The sequence below is a fragment of the Cohnella endophytica genome (assembly GCF_003628305.1).
Lineage (GTDB): Bacteria > Bacillota > Bacilli > Paenibacillales > Paenibacillaceae > Cohnella > Cohnella endophytica.
Genome location: NZ_RBZM01000007.1, coordinates 277,274 through 296,207 on the forward strand (window position 1 = coordinate 277,274; position 18,934 = coordinate 296,207).

General features: G+C 51.8%; 17 protein-coding genes. 8 read left to right on the plus strand and 9 right to left on the minus strand.

Annotation, left to right across the window (positions count from 1 at the left end):
- Positions 1–15: 15 nt before the first annotated feature.
- The 6 genes from ureC to D7Z26_RS17240 all read right to left on the minus strand — a co-directional run bounded on the left by ureC (position 16) and on the right by D7Z26_RS17240 (position 4,934).
- Positions 16–1,728 (minus strand): urease subunit alpha, encoded by a 1,713-nt coding sequence (ureC, locus tag D7Z26_RS17215; RefSeq protein ID WP_120978226.1) that lies wholly within the window; start codon positions 1,726–1,728, stop codon positions 16–18.
- Complete coding sequence (locus D7Z26_RS17220) at positions 1,725–2,048, minus strand: urease subunit beta (protein WP_120978227.1); 324 nt, start codon at positions 2,046–2,048, stop codon at positions 1,725–1,727. Before D7Z26_RS17220 ends, ureC begins: the two co-directional genes overlap by 4 nt.
- Before the next feature lie 27 nt (positions 2,049–2,075).
- Positions 2,076–2,378, minus strand: coding sequence for an urease subunit gamma (locus D7Z26_RS17225; protein ID WP_120978228.1), 303 nt, complete (start codon positions 2,376–2,378; stop codon positions 2,076–2,078).
- Positions 2,379–2,402: 24 nt separating this feature from the next.
- A complete protein-coding gene (locus D7Z26_RS17230; RefSeq protein ID WP_120978229.1) occupies positions 2,403–3,356 on the minus strand; it encodes an urea transporter in 954 nt (317 codons plus the stop codon).
- 560 nt (positions 3,357–3,916) lie between these two features.
- On the minus strand, positions 3,917–4,237 hold the full coding sequence (locus tag D7Z26_RS17235) for a winged helix-turn-helix transcriptional regulator (protein WP_120978230.1): 321 nt from the start codon (positions 4,235–4,237) through the stop codon (positions 3,917–3,919).
- 73 nt (positions 4,238–4,310) lie between these two features.
- On the minus strand, positions 4,311–4,934 hold the full coding sequence (locus tag D7Z26_RS17240; RefSeq protein WP_158602361.1) for a DUF1796 family putative cysteine peptidase: 624 nt from the start codon (positions 4,932–4,934) through the stop codon (positions 4,311–4,313).
- 231 nt (positions 4,935–5,165) lie between these two features.
- On the opposite strand from D7Z26_RS17240, the gene D7Z26_RS17245 reads away from it, so the two are divergent.
- Positions 5,166–6,785, plus strand: a complete 1,620-nt coding sequence (locus D7Z26_RS17245; protein ID WP_120978232.1) for a glycoside hydrolase family 13 protein — start codon at positions 5,166–5,168, stop codon at positions 6,783–6,785.
- A gap of 53 nt (positions 6,786–6,838) precedes the next feature.
- Here D7Z26_RS17245 and D7Z26_RS17250 read toward each other — a convergent pair whose 3' ends face one another.
- The 3 genes from D7Z26_RS17250 to D7Z26_RS17260 all read right to left on the minus strand — a co-directional run bounded on the left by D7Z26_RS17250 (position 6,839) and on the right by D7Z26_RS17260 (position 10,701).
- Positions 6,839–9,961, minus strand: a complete 3,123-nt coding sequence (locus D7Z26_RS17250; protein WP_199731735.1) for a hybrid sensor histidine kinase/response regulator — start codon at positions 9,959–9,961, stop codon at positions 6,839–6,841.
- A gap of 64 nt (positions 9,962–10,025) precedes the next feature.
- A complete protein-coding gene (locus tag D7Z26_RS17255) occupies positions 10,026–10,340 on the minus strand; it encodes a hypothetical protein (RefSeq protein WP_120978233.1) in 315 nt (104 codons plus the stop codon).
- The gene (locus D7Z26_RS17260) at positions 10,333–10,701 is read right to left on the minus strand and encodes a DUF6864 domain-containing function (protein WP_120978234.1); all 369 of its coding nucleotides are present in this window, start codon (positions 10,699–10,701) and stop codon (positions 10,333–10,335) included. Before D7Z26_RS17260 ends, D7Z26_RS17255 begins: the two co-directional genes overlap by 8 nt.
- Positions 10,702–10,985: 284 nt before the next feature.
- Here D7Z26_RS17260 and D7Z26_RS17265 point away from each other — a divergent pair, with 284 nt between their 5' ends.
- The 7 genes from D7Z26_RS17265 to D7Z26_RS17295 all read left to right on the plus strand — a co-directional run bounded on the left by D7Z26_RS17265 (position 10,986) and on the right by D7Z26_RS17295 (position 18,922).
- A complete protein-coding gene (locus D7Z26_RS17265; RefSeq protein WP_407643530.1) occupies positions 10,986–11,954 on the plus strand; it encodes an ABC transporter substrate-binding protein in 969 nt (322 codons plus the stop codon).
- Between the two features lie 75 nt (positions 11,955–12,029).
- Positions 12,030–12,956, plus strand: a complete 927-nt coding sequence (locus D7Z26_RS17270; RefSeq protein WP_120978236.1) for an ABC transporter permease — start codon at positions 12,030–12,032, stop codon at positions 12,954–12,956.
- Positions 12,957–13,751, plus strand: coding sequence for an ABC transporter ATP-binding protein (locus D7Z26_RS17275; protein WP_120978237.1), 795 nt, complete (start codon positions 12,957–12,959; stop codon positions 13,749–13,751). It begins immediately after the preceding gene.
- Between the two features lie 153 nt (positions 13,752–13,904).
- The gene (locus D7Z26_RS17280) at positions 13,905–15,773 is read left to right on the plus strand and encodes a cache domain-containing sensor histidine kinase (RefSeq protein WP_158602362.1); all 1,869 of its coding nucleotides are present in this window, start codon (positions 13,905–13,907) and stop codon (positions 15,771–15,773) included.
- Positions 15,770–16,822: a response regulator gene (locus D7Z26_RS17285; RefSeq protein ID WP_120978239.1), complete on the plus strand. Its 1,053-nt coding sequence runs from the start codon at positions 15,770–15,772 to the stop codon at positions 16,820–16,822. The genes D7Z26_RS17280 and D7Z26_RS17285 overlap by 4 nt, the downstream gene beginning before the upstream one ends.
- Positions 16,819–17,403, plus strand: a complete 585-nt coding sequence (locus D7Z26_RS17290; protein WP_120978240.1) for a helix-turn-helix transcriptional regulator — start codon at positions 16,819–16,821, stop codon at positions 17,401–17,403. Before D7Z26_RS17285 ends, D7Z26_RS17290 begins: the two co-directional genes overlap by 4 nt.
- Before the next feature lie 163 nt (positions 17,404–17,566).
- The gene (locus tag D7Z26_RS17295; RefSeq protein WP_158602363.1) at positions 17,567–18,922 is read left to right on the plus strand and encodes an ABC transporter substrate-binding protein; all 1,356 of its coding nucleotides are present in this window, start codon (positions 17,567–17,569) and stop codon (positions 18,920–18,922) included.
- The last annotated feature ends 12 nt before the right edge of the window (positions 18,923–18,934 follow it).

Below are 18,934 nucleotides of genomic sequence, written 5' to 3' on the forward strand. Positions count from 1 at the left end.
GGGAATCCCCCTTTCTCAGAATAGAAAATACCGCTGAGCCATCGGCACCACGTCGGCAGGCTCGCAAGTGATCAACTCCCCGTTCACCTTCACCTCGAACGTCTGCGGATCCACGGAAATTTCCGGCGTCTCTCCGTTATGCTTCATATCTTGTTTCTTCAAATTACGAATGCCCCGAACGGGCAGTATTTGCTTCTGCAGCCCCAATTGTTCGTGTAATCCGAGATCATACGCCGCTTGGGACAAGAACGTGATCGAAGTGCTGTGCAACGCTTTCCCGAACGAACCGAACATCGGACGGAACAAGATAGGCTGCGGCGTCGGGATTGCCGCGTTGGCATCGCCCATCACCGAATGGGCGATCATTCCGCTCTTGATGATCATTTCGGGCTTCACGCCGAAAAAAGCCGGATGCCACGTGACGAGATCAGCTACCTTTCCTACTTCGATCGACCCGACATACTCGGAAATTCCATGGGCAATGGCCGGGTTAATCGTATATTTCGCAATATATCGTTTGACGCGATTATTATCCCCGACGCCTTCGTCGCCTTCTAATTTCCCGCGTTGCTTCTTCATCTTATCCGCCGTCTGCCACGTTCGGATAATCACTTCGCCGATTCGGCCCATCGCTTGCGAATCCGAGCTCATAATGCTGATTACGCCAAGATCATGTAGAATATCTTCCGCAGCGATCGTTTCGCGGCGAATGCGCGAATCGGCAAATGCGATATCTTCCGGCACTTTGGGGCTTAGATGATGGCAAACCATTAACATATCGAGATGCTCGTCGATCGTATTCACGGTAAAGGGCTTGGTCGGATTCGTGGAGGCAGGCAGGACATTGGGATAACTCGCCATCTTGATAATGTCCGGAGCATGTCCTCCGCCTGCTCCTTCCGTATGGAAGGTGTGAATGACGCGGCCGTTAATAGCCTCGATCGTATCTTCGACAAACCCGAACTCGTTTAACGTATCCGTGTGAATAGCGACTTGTACATCGTACTTGTCGGCAACGCGTAACGCATGATCTATCGCCGAGGCGGTTGCTCCCCAATCTTCGTGGATTTTTAAGCCGATGGCACCGGCACGGACTTGCTCGGCAAGCGGTTCTTCCGCCGATCCATTCCCCTTGCCTAGGAAGCCGAAATTCATCGGCAGCCCTTCCGCCGCTTCCAGCATACGATGCATATTCCATATGCCCGGCGTACACGTGGTAGCCTTGGATCCTTCCGATGGACCGGTGCCCCCGCCGATCATGGTCGTCAGCCCGGCGGAGATCGCCGTCTCCACTTGGAAAGGATTAATGACATGAACATGGGTATCGATCCCGCCCGCCGTCACGATAAGCCCTTCGGCGGAGATGACTTCGGTCCCCGCACCGATAATCAGATCGACGCCATCCATCAGCAGCGGATTTCCGCTCTTTCCAATACCGGATATTTTGCCATCCAGAATCCCGATATCCGCTTTATAGATTCCGGTATAATCCACGATGATCGCATTCGTAATCACGACATCCAGCGCTCCATCGGCACGAGTCGCCAACGGATGCTGCCCCATGCCATCCCGAATCGATTTCCCGCCGCCGAATTTACATTCGTCCCCATACCGCATATGGTCCTTCTCGATTTGAATGAACAATTCGCTATCCGCCAGTCGAATGGCATCGCCGGTCGTTGGTCCGAATAAATCCGCGTATTGCTGCCTAGATAGGCGCAGGCTCATTTCGCTCCCCCCTTATCCAATGCTCCCTCTGTCTTGTTATTAAGTCCATATACCCGGCGCTCGCCCGAGAAAGGCACTAACTCTACATCCTTGGCATCGCCGGGTTCGAATCGGACAGACGCCCCGGAGGGGATGTTAAGATGCCATCCGAACGCCTTTTCTCTAATAAATTGGAGCGCGCGATTGACTTCATAGAAATGAAAGTGCGATCCCACCTGAATCGGGCGATCGCCTGTATTGACGACGTTAATCGCTTGCGTCGCCTTGCCATCGTTACACAGGATATCGCCTTCGCTCAAAATGTACTCTCCTGGTATCATCACTTATCTCCTTTGGATCTCGGTATGTTAACAGACAGGATAGTGAACCGTAACCAGCTTCGTACCGTCGGGGAACGTGGCTTCGACTTGAATGTCGTGAATCATGTCGGGCACCCCTTGCATGACATCCTCGCTGGACAATATTTCCCGACCCCGTTTCATTAAATCCGCCACGGTTTGCCCGTCCCTGGCGCCTTCCATGATCTCATAGGTAATCAATGCCACGGCTTCTGGATAATTCAGCTTCAAGCCGCGATCCTTCCGTCGTCTCGCAAGATCGGCGGCCATGACAATCATCAGCTTCTCCTGTTCTCGAGCAGAAAGCTTCATTTCATTCGTTCCTCCTTTTCCTCACTAAATCTTCGATAGAGTTTTTCTTGCGGCAATAAACATCCATGTCACGAGTACGAACGGCATTGTCAGAATGGGCATTCCATAGGGGGCGAGCCATACTCCCAGTCCTGCCGTGATTGGCACTGTAACCATCGCGGCGATGATCGCCATGAACCAAGCAATCCCCTTGGCGGTGCGGAACACGACTGCGACCGCCATATTTGTCAGTACGGCATTGAACCCATAGAGGCCGGGATTCAGCATCTCCTCTTCCGCCCCTAATCCGTAAGCCGTAATCAAGGCGGTAATCGTTCCTAAAATCGCGCAAAGCCCAAGCTTCCAGCCCGCCCAGAATACCGCGATTAGAATGAGGATACTGACAGGCAATCGATGTTGGAAATATACTTGTCCAATCCCGTTCACCATACCGCCGAACCAATCAACGGCACCTCCTGAAATAAATCTCCAGTGGGTAAGATCTTGAGGTACCAGCTCCGGACTTAAAACCACTCTCTCAAGAAAGAATGTCGAAAGCAGCAAGAACCAAGTAAAGAGGATATAAGGTAAGGTGAGCACGGGTAGATCGATATTTCTCATCATATGCATTGCCGCAGCCGTAACCAGAGCGGTAATAGCCGCCCCAGCCAAGGCAATTACCCATCTGAAGTTTCCGCTGAGGAATAGCGATAGCGCTAAGCCTGTTAATACGGAGTTATACCCGAATAGACCCCGATAGGCGGCGGTTCGATCTTTCCCGCCCGCAATGCCTATCCAAGTCCCGATCATGGCCGAGAGTAACGTAATGATCCCTAAACTAAGATTGCCGATCGTGATCGCCGCCAGGATAATAAGTCCCGATATCGAATTCTCGATCAAGATGACTTGAGAAATCCCTTTTAGAGAGGCAGCCAAGAATGAATGAGCGACTGTTTGGGTTTTATGTGTTCGAAGCAGAATGAGGGAGCCTCTTTCCATTTATTAGGTCATAACCAGTAATGTGTCCCCTGCTGCTTTTTTTATTCACGGTTTACTAACTTTAAGCTTCTGTAACGCGCAAGACTTTCTTATAGATCGATTATGATTTTATTGGGGATGTATCTCCTTCCGGTTGCTGTCGGAATCGTGAAATCTGAAATGGTAAACTCGTAACAAGGAGATTTCACGATTCCAAAGGCAAACGCTGTCGCTCCTACAGGAGATACTTCCCCTTTTTTTTCATCGATTGAGTTAAGAAAAAGCCCCAATAAACGCAAAAGAAATCGCTCTTTGGTAAAATGGAGGTACCACCCAACCATCCCCAAAGGAGCGATTTTGAGAAAGCCATAAGCAAAATCCGCCAAGCAAGCCGTGCTATTGACCAAAAACCAAAATTGGTGGTACAGGAATAATTGCCCTGTACCACCAATTTTGGTTTAACCATGATTTCTGCTAAGTGTGCGGAATTTCATCTGTAACGTGACTATATTTTTGAGACAGCCCCAATTTTATCGTTACTTTTTCGCTTGAAGCAAATATATAATAAGGGTTATCGCTATCTAAGACTCGGGATTAATCCATTGTTTCGCCCATGTGCCGATGCCTTCCAATAGCGGCGAAAGCGCATTTCCTTTTTCCGTTAAAGAATATTCGATCCGCACGGGCACTTCCGGATACACGTCGCGTCTGATCAGACCTTCGGCTTCCAGTTCTCTAAGCCGTTCGGATAATACTTTGCCGCTTAGGTTCGGTAAAAACGATTCAATCGCATTGAATCGTTGGGGTCCTGGGAGAAGAGAATATATGATCAAAGCCGTCCATCGTTTGCTTAGAATGTCCATAGCTTTCTCGAAACGCGGGCACAACTGTGATTGGTTCAACTGTATCACCTTCTTTAGAAACAAGTATACCACCATTGATAACGACAAATAAACAAGCGAGCGGTTTTGTCTTCTATGCGCCGTCGGGTTTCAGCGTGAATCCCTCCATAATCCGATCCCATGCCGGGTTGGATCCTCTCCAATCCGCTCCTTTATACACGTGGACGGAACAAATCGAAGGAAGTCCCCAATCCTCGTGTATCACCTCGTGGTAGCCGTCTATGTTGTTAACGATCAGAAGCCGAAATTTGCAAGGTAGGGTCGTTTTCAATGCCGCATAAAGCTGTTGGGCCTCGCTCTTGGACGTATCGGTTCTAACGAAACAGAGGGGGCCGTTTTTGGCGGCCGCCAAAAATGCTTTCGCGCGACGATCCATCTTTTGTTTGAAGTCGGGATATACATCCGTCCATCGGTAGATTATAGGAAAATCGTGATAAGAATAAAGATTATAGTTATTATCTCGGACTACGTAGTGATCGGCATTCGTACCGAGAAGCTGGAGACGATCAAATTCCATAAAGTCATAAAAACGATTCTGGATTAGACGCGACACATCCGTAACCGTACGCGAGATAAACCAATCCAAGGGACCGGAGAATTTCCTCAATTGAAGCCTTTGCAACTGATAGGCGGTTTGACAAGTTGCACCCAAGCTAATATAAGCCCCGTAGGCACCTATACCGTCATTCCATTTCATCCGGTTCGCTCCTTGTCGTTTGGTTAATAAAGAGGCGATATTTTGATCAGTATATAAAGGTCCGTTTAGGCATGTCACGGGCATACACCCGCTTCGCGGAAAAAGGGGATCTTATTTTTCGCGGATGAACTCGGCGATGATAAATGCTATAATTGCTTACTTAAAGCGATCTAGCAACTCCTATAAACAAACGAAGAAAGAACTCATCATGGGTCAAAAAGGAGTACCGACATGAATAAAACTTGGTGGAAAGAAGCGGTCGTGTATCAAGTCTATTGGCGGAGCTTCTACGATACGAACGGAGACGGATACGGGGATTTGCAAGGCGTTATCGACAAGCTGGATTACATTCGCAGCTTAGGAGTCGATGTCATATGGCTGAATCCGTGTTACGGGTCGCCGGATGTCGACAACGGATACGACATCTCCGATTATCGTTCGGTGATGGCCAAGGCGGGCACGATGGCGACCTTCGAACGCCTCCTTGAGGAAGTCCATGCCCGCGGTCTGAAGCTCATTATGGATCTGGTCGTTAACCATACCTCCGATCAGCATCCTTGGTTCGTGGAGTCCCGTTCTTCCAAGGATAATCCGAAGAGGGATTATTACATCTGGCGTAAGGAAAAGAACAATTGGCGCTCCTACTTCACTCCTTCTACTTGGGAGTGGGACGAGAAGACGGGAGAGCACTATTTCCATTCCTTCGCGACGGAGCAGCCGGACTTGAATTGGAGTAATCCGCAGGTTCGGGAAGAGATCTATGACATGATGCGCTTCTGGCTCGATAAGGGCATAGACGGCTTCCGTATGGACGTCATCAATCTTCTCGCGAAGCAAGAGGGCTTCCCGGACGCGGACAATCCGGATGTGATTTCCTACTTGGGCAATAATCCGGGCATACATGAATACCTTCAAGAAATGAACGACAAGGTGCTGAGGCATTACGATATCTTTACGGTAGGAGAGATTCCATTCGTCTCGCCGGAAGATGGGGTGCTCTACGCAGGCGAGCATCGCAACGAGTTGAACACTTTGTTTCATTTCGAAGTGTGCGATTATATGGCCCACTGGGATATGTCCCGTTTTAAGGAAATCCAGAAGCGTTGGTACGATGGAATGTGGGGCAAAGGGTGGAACTCGCAGTTCTTGAACAATCATGACCACACCCGTCTCGTGACGCGATTCGGCAACGATTCCGCTTACCGCGTGGAATCCGCCAAGTGCTTTGCCACTCTGCTGCACACCCTTCCCGGAATGCCGTACGTGTACCAAGGGGAAGAGATCGGCATGACAGGCGTAAGATTCGGCAACATCGACGATTACAATGACATCGCCATGAAAAATAAATATAAAGAAGAAGTGGCCAAAGGAAGAGATCCGCAGGAAGTGTTCGAAAGCTTGCTCCATCTGTCCAGGGACAACTCGAGAACGCCGATGCAGTGGGACGATTCGGACAATGCCGGATTTAGCCAAGGTCATCCGTGGATCAAGTTGAATCCGAATTATCCGGACATCAACGTGAAGCAAGCCCTGGCCGATCCGGATTCCGTGTTGTACTACTACCGGAATCTCATCCGTCTGCGCAAAGAGCATGACGTGATGGTATACGGTAGCTTCGAACCGATCCTAGAGGATCACCCGCAGATTTATGCTTATTACCGTAAGCTGGAGAACGAACATTGGCTCGTGCTGCTTAACATTTCGGAGCAAGAGACGCTTTGTCCGTTGCCGGAAAAAGCGATTTCCGAGCTAGGCGAGGTTATGATCCGCAATTATCCGGAACCTGCCGGGGAAACGGATCCAATGTTGCTGAGACCCTATGAAGCTAGGATCTATCGCGTAGGAATATAAGTTCATTAGAAAGGGCACCCGGGAGGGTGCCCTTTTGCGTTGCTTATATAAAGTTACGTTCGGTCCGGAATGACGAACGAGACGGTTGTTCCTTCGCCCGGCTTGCTCACGATGGACAAGCCCCTCCCGTATAGTTGCGTAAGCCGGCGATTCGTATTGGATAGTCCGATTCCGCTTCTTCCCATCAGGTTCTGACTCAGCAACTGATCAACCTTATCTTGTTCCATGCCAGTGCCGTTGTCCGCGACTTCCACGAGCGTGGATCTTTCCTGACGAGCCACCCGAATATGCACCGTGCCGCCTTGGACTCTGCTGAGGAGGCCGTGCTTCACCGCATTTTCGACCAGGGGCTGTATCGTTAGCGGCGGAAGAAGCAAGCCGATGTCGGGTTGAACGTCCCATACGACGGAAAGCCGGTCCGCGAACCGTGCTTTTTCGATATACAAGTAGGCTTCGGCAAGCTCTAGCTCGCGAGAAAGCTCTACCAGTTGTCCCGTATTTAGAAAATCGAAGCTAATCCGCAAATAGGAAGCGAAGGCATTGCCGAGCATGCGCATTTCTTCCGTATCTATATCGCTCAGCGCCAAAATGGAATTCAGGGTATTGAATAGGAAATGAGGTTGAATCTGTGCCTGCAAGTAGGCGGCCTCTATGCGCAATCGCTCATTGAGGGACCGCTTAAGCGCGGTTAAAGCCCGAATTCGGTATTTGAGCTCGAGCGCATCCACGGGTTTGGTCACGTAATCGTTCGCTCCGGACGAGAAGCCCGCGTAAATATCGGCAGGCTGGCTCCGTGCGGTTAGCAACAGAACCGGAAGCTCGGATACGGAGTATTGCGTCCGCACGGCCTGGGTCAGCTCATAGCCGGACATCTGCGGCATCATGACGTCGGCAATGAGCAGATCCCATTGTCGCGTGCCCAGCAATTCCAACGCCTCGCGAGCGGAATGCGCGGTTACGATATGGTACGGCTCCGAATCAAGAATACCGGCGAGTACGTTCAGGTTAACGGGGTCGTCATCCACGGCCAGAATATTCATTTTCCCGTCAAGCAATAGAGGCGGCATTAGCGCGGAGGCAGCCGTCTCGCCGATTGCGTCGCTCGAAACCGTAAATCCAACGGGCAGTTCCTCCGCGTCATTCGTAGTTTCGCGAAGCTGCGAGAGGTTCGGCATCGAGGGGAGGTTCGACGCGGGCGCAAGCGGAAGCTCGAATGCGAATACCGATCCCCGGCCAGGCTCGGAACGAACGGTTAACGCGCCGCCGTGCAATTCGACTAACTGTTTGCTGATATTTAATCCGAGGCCGATCCCTCTCCCGTCGCTCATGCCGCGGGTTCCTTGTTCGTAACGAAGGAAGATCCGCGCCTGCGTGGCCTTGTCCATGCCGACTCCGGTGTCGGCGACAGAAATAACGACATGTTTGTTGCGAAGATCCGCCTTAACGGCGATCGTTCCTTCGTCCGTATACTTAAGTGCGTTGTGCAAGAGGTTATATAGGATTTGAACGAGTCTTTTCTCGTCGGCCATGACCGGCGGCAGCTCGTCCGGGATAGCCGTGTGCAGACTGATCGGCTTGCCTTCGATCATGAAGCTCAGCATGCCGACGACGCCGGGGACGATCGACTGAACGTACAAGGGCTCGCGCTGGAGCGCAATGCGATGTTCTTGAAGCCGCGCGGCGTCGAGTAGATCTCCAAGCATATGGGACATGCGGCGGCTTACGGTGACGAGCAACTCCATATCCTTTACGCTACCCGCGGTCATTTTCTCTTTTTCTTTGGCGACGACGCTTTGGGCGATATTCATGATGCCATGCAGCGGCGTTCGCAGCTCATGCGACGTATTGGCGAGAAATTGGTCCTTCAGCTTGTCGGTCTTCTGAAGCTGTTCGTTTAGTTGGGCGTTTTCCTTGGCATGGAGAAAGTACTTCTTGAACCAGTAGGTGGAGAAACCGATCATGGCTACAAGGATATCGAGCGGGTAATAAACGGTGGTCACGTCTTTCGCGGACTCCACGACACTCCAGATTAAGTTGGAGATAATGCCCGCCGCCGTCAGCAACAAGAAGACGGCATCCTTATCGGGCCGCTTCTTGAAAATCATCGTTCCTACCGTATAGATAAACCAGACGAACGGGATCGCATAGGCGACAATAAAGATTTTGAGATCGATCGCTCCGTTCGCCGTCGAAGCAGGAGAGACCAACAGAAATCCCGTTAAGGCAACGAGTGCGGCAGTGTACGCCCGCAGCCCTGCGTTGCGAGGAGGAGATTCCGCGAATCGCCGGAAAAGAAGAAGAATAAATTGGTTCTGCCAGAGGAGGAAAATCAATCTGATCTTGATCGCCCACGTATAATTTAGCGGCAGCCACAGAAGAAGCACGTTATCATGGCCAATGATAACGGCTACGCCGACCGCCAGCATTAACAGACCCATATAGAGCAATGCCCGTTCTTTCGGATTGAATAGGTAGAGAATACAAGCATACAGCCCGTGCAGCAGCAAGATTACAAACGTCACGAGTTGAAATCCGATCGAGTACCATCGAGCGTAGTCGATCGCGGCCTGGGAACCGAAACGAATGGAACGCAAGAGTCCGCCATTGTAAGGGTCGTCGAAATTGGCCGACCGAATAAGCAATTCGATCTCCGTCGTGCCTTCTACTCCGTAGGAAGCGGTATAGGAGACGTTATCGGGCGTGTAAGCGCGAGCGTCGGAGGCGGGTTTACCGATGCCGCCCGAGGGGACTCCGTTAATTTCGACTTCGGATGAAGCTTGGATGCCTTGAAGCCAGAAAGCGACGGGCTGCTCGAGCGGGTCGATGAGAATGCGAAGCCGATACGTGCCATACCCGTACGAGGAACCGGAATCGTTCGTTAAAGCGCCGCCCCAGTCTCCCGGGACTTGGATATAGCCGAACCGGTTCTCATTCGTTGACACATCCCGATGCGAGAGTAATTCGGAGGGATAGAACTGCCATTGGCCATCCGTAAAGAAGGAGGGGGACTTCTCCAGATCGTAACCGCGCAAATCGAGTACGCCGTTGACGGCGCGCGGTTCGTCTAAAGTCGTGAATAACCCGGACCAAAACGAACGAAGTCCGAGGAGAATGGCGAAAAAAACGACCGCCGTGACGATGTATTTAATGGATCTTTTATGGGATAGGCTCATCATACGAACGAATTCGACAAGGACGCCGTTCATTCCTTTTTTTCGGACATCATCGGCCAAGGTATCTTCAGCCGCCGGTTTCCTTCGACCTCGATCCGATTAAATAGCCGATAATCGTCGATTCGACTGGGAGTACTACGAGCGTCCATAGATCCTTTAATCCGAAATCGGCCGAACGGTATTTCTCCGGCGTCAACGTATAGACCAACGCGATGAGAAGAATGCCGAGCGCGATCGTGCCGACGATATACAAGCGGACGTTCTCCCCTGAGCCGAAAAATTTGCCGAGAAAGCCGAGCTCGGCTTTGCGTTTCTCGTTCTCCGCGTTCGCCGCGATGATCTTGCTGGCGACTTTAGGGTCTTGGATCTCGATTTTATTCATGCTCCGAGACTCCTTCCCCCGCGTAAAAAGTAAAGGTGAGAACCCAAGCCGTCCGATCGAAATTGATGGTCACCTCGTAACGAAGGGATAGCTTGCGATTGTTCAGAACGCCGAGATGGATCATGTCGTCGTTACCGGTTGGCTTGCCTCTCGGAAAATTGATGCACGAAATTCGCACCTCGTTGTATCGGACAAGACGGATGTCCGTCATGAAGTCGTCTCGTTCGGCTTCTTGCTCGATGCAGAATACGAACCTAAGAGGATCGTTCTCTTCGGACAGCGTAATTTCGATCGGGTTCATGCCATAGGCGAATACCCTGCCGTGATAGACGGCTTCGAATCCTCCGGACGTAATTTTCATGCCCATCCCTCCGTAACGGCTTGTCATCGTACGAGCGCCATCAGTCTATTCTACGAACTAGTCGATCGCGGCATGACAAAGAGAACGAACAGGGATCCTCGGGACTTGCAAATATATAAATTGACGAATAGTGAAAGAGACTATTAAACTGATAGTAATTCTTTTTCGCTTTTAATGGCCAAAGCTTTAAAACGTTAGAGTCCTAGAAGTAAAAAACAATCCGAAAAGGGGTAATGGATTTGAACAAAAAAATATGGGCGCCACTGCTTTTGACAGCGGTTGCAATGCTTGCCGTGGCAGGATGCGGAGCGAAAGAGAAATCGAAAGGCGCTAGTTCGAAAAACTACTCTATCGCGATCTCCCAGATCGTAGAGCATCCTTCTTTGGATGCGACCCGCGAAGGCTTCCTGGACGCGCTTAAGGATGCGGGCATCGTCGATGGGGAAAACCTGAAAGTGGACTTTAATAACGCTCAGGGGGATTCGGCCAACAATTTGTCGATTGCCCAGAAAATCGCTTCGGGGAAATACGATTTGGCTCTCGGTATCGCTACTCCTTCAGCGCTTGCGATCGCCCAGAACGTAAAGGATATCCCGGTTCTTTTCGCCGCGGTAACCGACCCTCTGAAAGCGAATATCGTCAGCAGCTTGGACAAACCGGGCGGCAACGTCTCCGGAGCTTCGGATACGAACCCTGAAGCCATCACTCAATTGATGGACTTCATCGCAAGTAACTTTACGAACGTCAAAACGGTAGGCGTCGTCATCAACGAAGGCGAAGAGAACGCCGTTATTATGACGGATCTAGCCGAAAAAGCCTTGGCAGCCCATAACATCAAGCTGGTAAGAGCGGCGGTCGCCAACACTTCCGAAGTCAAGCAAGCGGCGGAATCCTTAGTGGGCCGCGCGGACGCGATCTACATCACGCTGGACAACACGGTAGTTACCGCCGTCGATTCGATCATTCAAATTGCAAACGACAAGCACATTCCTTTCTTCTCCAGCGATAGAGATACCGTTGAGAAAGGCGCATTCGCAACGGTCGGTTTCAAATATTACGACCACGGTTACCAAGTAGGTCAGATGGCCGTCGACATTCTGAAGAACGGCAAAAAGCCCGCGGACATGAAAGTCACGGTACCGGACAAGCTGGATCTCATTCTTAATCTTAAAGCCGCGGCCGCTCAAGGCATAACTGTAACGGATGCGATGAAGGGTCAAGTCAAGGATCAAGACAATAATATTATTCAGTAAAATAGGATCCAGTAATTGAATCGGGGTGAGCGACGCCTGTCGTTCACCCCTTTTCTCTCTTATGGAGGGTAGAATATGCTTACATCGATTTACGGAGCGATTGCTCTTGGCCTTCTTTTCGCCCTCATGGCACTGGGGGTTTACATCACGTTTCGTATCTTGAACTTTCCGGACCTGACCGTCGACGGTAGCTTCGCTACCGGAGGCGCGATCGCGACGGTCATGATCACTCATGGCTATAGCCCATGGCTTGCCACGTTAGGTGCGCTTGGCGGAGGACTTATCGCAGGGGCTTGTACGGGTTTGCTCCACACGAAAGGGAAAGTAAACGGGCTCTTAGCCGGAATATTGATGATGATCGCCTTATATTCCATTAACATCAGGATTATGGGCAGGCCTAACGTATCCGTCATTAACATGGATACTTTATTATCTCCGATTAAGAAACCTATCGGACTCTACATTGCCATTTTGCTCGTTGCTATTTTGTTGATTAAGCTGCTTTTGGATGCATTCCTGCATACGGATTTGGGTCTTGCGCTGAGGGCGACGGGCGATAATTCGCGAATGATTCGCAGCCTCGGCTCGAACACGGATACGACTACGATTGTCGGCGTAAGCTTATCCAATGGGTTGGTTGCGGTATCCGGGGCTTTGATCGCACAGGATGCCGGCTTTGCGGATGCGACGATGGGGGTAGGAATCATCGTCATCGGATTGGCCTCGGTCATCATCGGCGAGGCGATCATCGGGACAAGAACAGTGTTTATCGCGACTCTTGCGGTCATTCTCGGTTCCATTTTGTACCGGATCGTAGTGGCGTTTGCCCTGCGCGTCCCATGGTTGAAAGCATCCGATCTGAAGCTGATCACCGCCTCCATAGTCATTGTCGCTCTCGTGCTCCCGACCGTTCAACGCGCTTTCAAGCAAAAAAGCCTTGCGCGTAAGAGGTCGCTGGAATTAGCGGGAGTAACGGCAGCGGGCAAGGGAGGCAAATCGTAGATGCTGGAACTGGTGAAGGTGTCGAAGTTGTTCAATCCGGGGACTCCGGATGAGAAAGTCGCTTTGATGAGCATTAATTTGAAGTTTAATCCCGGGGATTTCGTCACCGTTATTGGCAGCAACGGCGCTGGCAAATCGACTTTGATGAACATCATTTCCGGTGTGATGAATCCCGATATGGGCGAGGTTCTCATGGAAGGACACGAGATTCAGCAACTTCCCGAACATCGGAGAAGCCGTTGGGTCGGACGCGTGTTCCAAGATCCGATGGCCGGCACCGCGCCGCGCATGTCTATCGAAGAGAACTTGGCGATGGCCTACATGCGGGGAAAAAAGCGCGGGCTAGGCTGGGGCGTCAATGCCGCCAAGCGCGTCCTGTTTCGCGAACAGCTGCAGCGTCTGGGCATCGGCCTGGAAAATCGTCTTAACGCGAAAGTCGGGCTCTTGTCGGGAGGAGAGCGGCAGGCGCTTAGTTTGCTGATGGCGACGTTCACGAAGCCGCAGATTCTGCTGCTTGACGAGCATACGGCGGCATTGGACCCTGCGCGCGCGGAGCTGATTACCCGGTTGACGGAAGAGATCGTCAGCGAGCTGAAGCTGACGACTCTGATGGTTACCCACAACATGGAACAGGCGATTCGCCTCGGGAACCGATTGGTCATGATGGATAAAGGCCGCATCATTCTAGACATTCCCGAGGAACGGAAGAGAAGCTTGACCGTATCGCAGCTGCTCGGGGAGTTCGAACGGATCAGCGGGCATCAATTGTCGGACGATCGAATCGTGCTCGGTTAGCGGATGGGGTTAAACGAATAGAGAAGTACCAAATAGCACCGTTCCTGGGGATCAGGACGGTGCTATTGTTGCTCGGTTCTAGATCGTAATGTTATAAATATGCGTTTCTGCTACAATAACAGTATTTCTTCGAATAGGCCGGAGGTAAGGGCGATGGCGAGTCGGTTGTCCGGGCGGTTGAACCGCATGGTCTCCCAGTTGAGCTTGTTCTATAAACTATTCTACGGCACGATTCTGATCGTGCTTGCGATTCTGCTGTTCTCCAGCGCGACCTCTTATTTATATACCCGCAACATCTTCGAAGAGCAGGCGGTCGATACGACGGCTAGGCTGGTCGACAATATCAACAAGGGCTTCGAGGATAATCTGGACCAAGTGGACCGGATCATCATGTCGATGTATTCGGACGCGGACAACAACAATTCCAAGACGGGTCTCCGGGAGGTATTGTCCCCCGAGCCGTTCGTAAGTCTGACCGACCAGTACTCGGCGATCATGGCGATGCAAGCCTTCTTCGAACGGCTGCTGAACTTGCGTAGCGATTTCAACAGCGTATACATCTACGTAACCCCCATCAAGCAATATTCTTACTCCGTGTATGGCGCAACGAAACCGCAATACGACCCGACCGGCGAGGAATGGTACCGCAAGACGGTGGCGGCAGACGGGAAGACGGTCATCTCGGCGCCGCATAAGCCGTTCCAACTTAAGTACGACAAGGACGTCATCTCCTTCTCGCGCGTGTTAAAGGGCTTCTCTCAAGGAGCGAACGCGGCCAACGGCGTCATTCTAATCGATCTGTCGATGGACGCGCTGACGAATATCGTCAAGAAGGCCAATCTAAGCGAGACGACGAGCGTGTTGCTGCTAAGCGGCGAGGGTCGTACGGTTTATTCCGACACTCCTTCGTTGGACGGAGGCGCGCTCGATCCAACCATTATCCGCAGAATGGACAAAGCCCCAAGCGGCTCCTTCAGCGCCGAGATCGCGGGCACCCGATATTTGTTGTCCTATAGTACTTTGGAAGTGACGGGATGGAAGTCGGTAACGCTCACTCCTTACTCGGAACTCAACAAGTCCGGTAACCGGCTGCTCTCCGTCTATTTGTTGCTGGCCGTCGCCGCGCTCTTGCTCACCATCTTAATGGCGTTCCTGTTATCCAAGAAAATTTTCCGCCCGATACAACATTTAAAGAAAGGCATCGTGCAGGTCAAGCAGGGTAACTTCGACGTTCAACTCGAGCCGACTTCGCAAGACGAGCTTGGCCAGCTTGTATTCAGCTTTAACGGGATGGTCGGGACGATCAAGAGCCTGATCGTGGAGAATTACGAGGAACAGCTCGCCCGACAGAACGCTGAATTCAAATATTTGCAGTCGCAGATCAATCCGCATTTTATTTATAATACGCTTCAGATCGTCAGCGGCATGGCGGCGGTGCATCAGGTTCCGGATATCGGAACGGTTTCCAAGAGCTTGGCGAAGATGCTTCGGTACGGGATTAACATGCAGCAAAGCACGGTGCCGGTTCGAGACGAAATCGACAACGTGATTTGTTATATGGACATCCAGAAGCTGAGGTTCAGAGGGTACTTCGATTACGATCTCGACATCGACGAGGAGGTCTACGGTTATACAGTCGTTAAGCTCATCCTGCAGCCTATCGTCGAGAATTCGATCACCCATGGACTGGAGGCGAAGGAAGAAGGAGGCCGCGTGCGCATATCGGGCAGGCTGGAGAACGGGTATCTTCAGCTTGAGGTTTACGATAACGGAATCGGCATGACGACGGAGGATACGGAGAGGCTTATGACGTCGATTAGGGTTTCCGATTCGGAAAGCTCCAGACCGGCTCAGGGAAAAAGCGGAGGCAGCGGACATTCGGTCGGACTTAAAAATATAAATCAACGGATTCGGATGATCTACGGTCCGGAATACGGGTTGGTTATCGACAGCAAGAAGGACGAGTGGACTAGAGTGATGATCCGGATACCGGCCAAAGAGAGCGAGGTGCATGCGGGATGAGAAAAGTATTAATCGTTGACGACGAGGAATGGACGCGAATCAGCATCAAGGAGATCATCGGCAGGAAGTCTCTCGGCATGGAAGTATCCGGGGAGGCTCGCAACGGCCAGGCGGCGCTGGGGCTCATTCGACAGAACCCTCCCGACATCCTCATAACCGATATCCGCATGCCGATTATGGACGGAATGGCGTTGCTGGAGCGGGTTCATCAAGAATTCCCCAAAATTATCCCTATCGTTCTAAGCGGATATTCCGAGTTCGAATACGCGAAGAAAGCGATCGTGTACGGCGTATTCGATTATATCCTGAAGCCGATAGACGAGGACCAGCTGGACCAAACGCTGAATAAAGCGGCCGTTCGGCTGAACGAAGAAGACTTCCGCAAGGACGAGCTCGTGCAGATGAATATCCAGATCAACGAGAGCGGCCCGCTCACCAAAGAACGGGCGCTTACCCGATGGGTGACGGATCCCCGGATGACCCGGGAGCAGATTCGCCAAGCGCTGCGCAAAGCGGATTTTCCGGAAGATCGGACGGGGGAGAGCCGGATGGTTATCCTTGTGTTCCAAGCGGACAATTTCGAGCAAATCGCGGCCCGCAAGTACGGGAACGATGCCGGGTTGACCAGCTTCGTACTTCTTAATGCTCTGGAGGAGCTTCTGCAGCCGTTGGGAAGCGGAATCGCGTTCCGCAAGTTCGGCCGGCAGAATGAATTCATTTGGTTGAAGACGGTGCCTCCGGAGGAGCTCGACGCGGAGTTCCACGGGTTCTACGGAGATTTGGAACGCGTGTTGGCCAAGCTCGCGGAGCTTGCGGGATTCAGTCTCCATGTCGGGGTCGGAGGAGAATTCGCCGATATCCAAGCTGCCGTTCATCCTATGATCAGGCTACCGAAGCGGTTCGCAACGCCGGCATCGTTCATCGCGGACCGATCGTTCACACGGATGAAGTCAGTAGCCGCAACGAATATTTTATTTATCCGGACAACAAGGAGAAAGCGCTGCTGCACTACCTGGAGAACGGCTACAAGCAGCAAGCGGAGGAAATGATCGACGAGCTGTTCCGCGAGTGGAAGGCAAGCGAGACGATCCATCCGAACAGCATTCGCGATACGTTTAACGAGCTGAAGATAGGCATCCGCAAGCTGCTCAAAAAGCATAACGCCACGATGGAACAGGTTCTGAACGAAGCGTCGCAATCGGATTCGGACGGGGCGGAATCCCGCTCGTTCGAAGAGATGAGGCGATGGTTGGACCGGGCGATCGAAGGCGTAACCGCCTATTTGACTTCCTCTCGCAAGGTCGGCGCTAAGAAAGCGGTCGAAGATATCGTACAGTTTCTCAATCAGCACTACGGAGAAGAAATATCCTTGCATGCGGTATCCGAGCGGTTCCATCTCAATCCCGCGTATTTGTCCAGGCTGTTCAAGAACGAAACGGGGCAGACGTTCAACGATTACTTAAGCAAGATTAGGCTAGATGCGGCGGTGAACCTGCTGAGGAACGATCAGTTGAAGGTAGGGGACATCGCTCCCATGGTCGGTTACGAGAACGTTAATTATTTTCTGAAGAAGTTCAAGGACTACTATGGCTGCACCCCGTCGGAATACCGTAAGAGTCACCTCGGCTAATCTTCTGACCGGTGATCGTCCTAGCGGCGAATCATCGGTTTTTTTTGTACCCGCGCCGACCGATGTCAAAAAAGTATATCTAAAACGGTAAAACGATTGGAGTGTGCGCGGCTCGGTCGTTTTCTATAATGAGGAGGCAATAAACGAAATGGGAGGGGTCAACATGATTAGAACGAAGAAAGCGGCTACGCTGGGGGTAACGCTAGCTCTTACGGCCTCGTTATTGGCCGCGTGCGGCTCGAACTCGAAAGACAACGAAGGACAAGCAAGCGCATCGGTAAACCCCGATTCAAGTCCTGCGGCATCCGCTTCGGCATCGCCAGTGACGCTGAAGTATTTGACGTGGACGTATTCCGACCGCACGCCGTCTACCGACGCATGGATCAAGGACTTGAAGGACCAATTCAACATCACGATCGACATGCAGAACGTGCCTTCGGATCAGTACGCAACGATGTTGAAGACGAAATACGCATCGAGCGATTTGCCGGACTTGTTCATGACCCACGGCATAGACAAAGATTTGAACTTCGTGGAGAAAATGACGGCCCAACCGGGACAACTGGCAGACCTGTCCGATCTGGCTTCGGTCAAGGACTTCATTCCTTCCGTCATCGAGAGCCGTAAGAACAACAAGGAAGGCAAGCTGTATTATCTTCCGATCTCGACCAACGCGCTGGGCGTGCTGTACAACAAAAAAGTGTTCGCGGACAACGGAATCGCCGTTCCGACGAATATCGACGAGCTGACGGCTTCCTTCGAGAAGCTGAAGGCGGCGGGAATCGCTCCGATGGCGGCAGGCTTCAAGGATGCTTGGACGACGCAGATCATTCCGTTCATCGCGTTCGGCCAATACATCAACACGAAGGATCCGACGATTCGGGTGAAGCTGGCGACCGGCGAGTTGAAATACGCCGATATTAAGGACGACGTTAAGAAAGTGCTCAGCGTTCAATCGGGTTGGGCGGACAAAGGTTACTTCTCGGATAACTTCCTTGGCACTGACGTCAGCGTAGCCAGCCAAATGGTAGGCACGGGCAAAGCTGCGATGTTGGTGTCGGGAACCTGGCAGCTCGGCGCGATTCAGAGCGCGAACCCGGATGCCGAGATCGGATTTTTCGCTCTTCCGCTGAACGCCGCGGGCGAGAAGACGATTCTCCCGACGAGCGCGAACGAAGGCTTGCTGATCAACGCCAAATCCAAGAACGTGGAAGCTGCCAAGCAGGCGATGGATTTCTACCTGAGCGCGGACAACCAAGCTCGCATCATGAAGGATTTGAACGGCATTCCGACCAACATGAAGGTACAGGTCGACAATCCTTTCACGAAGGAAGTTCAGAACGTGATGTCTCAGGTAACGGTTCAATCGGATTGGTGGGGCACGGACGGCTTATATAATCCGCTTAGCACGACCTTCAACATGGAGAAGCAGCAGCAAGGCTTGATCGCCAAAGGTACGACTCCGGATCAATTCATCTCCGACTTCGATGCCGCCAACGCTAAAGCTTTTTCCAAATAGAACATTAAAAGC

Excerpts from the sequence above, each read along its gene's own strand:
- D7Z26_RS17290 (WP_120978240.1), top strand. The coding sequence starts at position 16,819 with ATGATCGACGAGCTGTTCCGCGAGTGGAAGGCAAGCGAGACGATCCAT.
- D7Z26_RS17255 (WP_120978233.1), bottom strand. The coding sequence starts at position 10,340 with ATGAATAAAATCGAGATCCAAGACCCTAAAGTCGCCAGCAAGATCATC.
- ureC (WP_120978226.1), bottom strand. The coding sequence starts at position 1,728 with ATGAGCCTGCGCCTATCTAGGCAGCAATACGCGGATTTATTCGGACCA.
- D7Z26_RS17265 (WP_407643530.1), top strand. The coding sequence starts at position 10,986 with ATGCTTGCCGTGGCAGGATGCGGAGCGAAAGAGAAATCGAAAGGCGCT.
- D7Z26_RS17280 (WP_158602362.1), top strand. The coding sequence starts at position 13,905 with ATGGCGAGTCGGTTGTCCGGGCGGTTGAACCGCATGGTCTCCCAGTTG.
- D7Z26_RS17245 (WP_120978232.1), top strand. The coding sequence starts at position 5,166 with ATGAATAAAACTTGGTGGAAAGAAGCGGTCGTGTATCAAGTCTATTGG.
- D7Z26_RS17285 (WP_120978239.1), top strand. The coding sequence starts at position 15,770 with ATGAGAAAAGTATTAATCGTTGACGACGAGGAATGGACGCGAATCAGC.
- D7Z26_RS17230 (WP_120978229.1), bottom strand. The coding sequence starts at position 3,356 with ATGGAAAGAGGCTCCCTCATTCTGCTTCGAACACATAAAACCCAAACA.
- D7Z26_RS17225 (WP_120978228.1), bottom strand. The coding sequence starts at position 2,378 with ATGAAGCTTTCTGCTCGAGAACAGGAGAAGCTGATGATTGTCATGGCC.
- D7Z26_RS17260 (WP_120978234.1), bottom strand. The coding sequence starts at position 10,701 with ATGAAAATTACGTCCGGAGGATTCGAAGCCGTCTATCACGGCAGGGTA.
- D7Z26_RS17240 (WP_158602361.1), bottom strand. The coding sequence starts at position 4,934 with ATGAAATGGAATGACGGTATAGGTGCCTACGGGGCTTATATTAGCTTG.
- D7Z26_RS17270 (WP_120978236.1), top strand. The coding sequence starts at position 12,030 with ATGCTTACATCGATTTACGGAGCGATTGCTCTTGGCCTTCTTTTCGCC.
- D7Z26_RS17295 (WP_158602363.1), top strand. The coding sequence starts at position 17,567 with ATGATTAGAACGAAGAAAGCGGCTACGCTGGGGGTAACGCTAGCTCTT.
- D7Z26_RS17275 (WP_120978237.1), top strand. The coding sequence starts at position 12,957 with ATGCTGGAACTGGTGAAGGTGTCGAAGTTGTTCAATCCGGGGACTCCG.
- D7Z26_RS17220 (WP_120978227.1), bottom strand. The coding sequence starts at position 2,048 with ATGATACCAGGAGAGTACATTTTGAGCGAAGGCGATATCCTGTGTAAC.
- D7Z26_RS17250 (WP_199731735.1), bottom strand. The coding sequence starts at position 9,961 with ATGATGAGCCTATCCCATAAAAGATCCATTAAATACATCGTCACGGCG.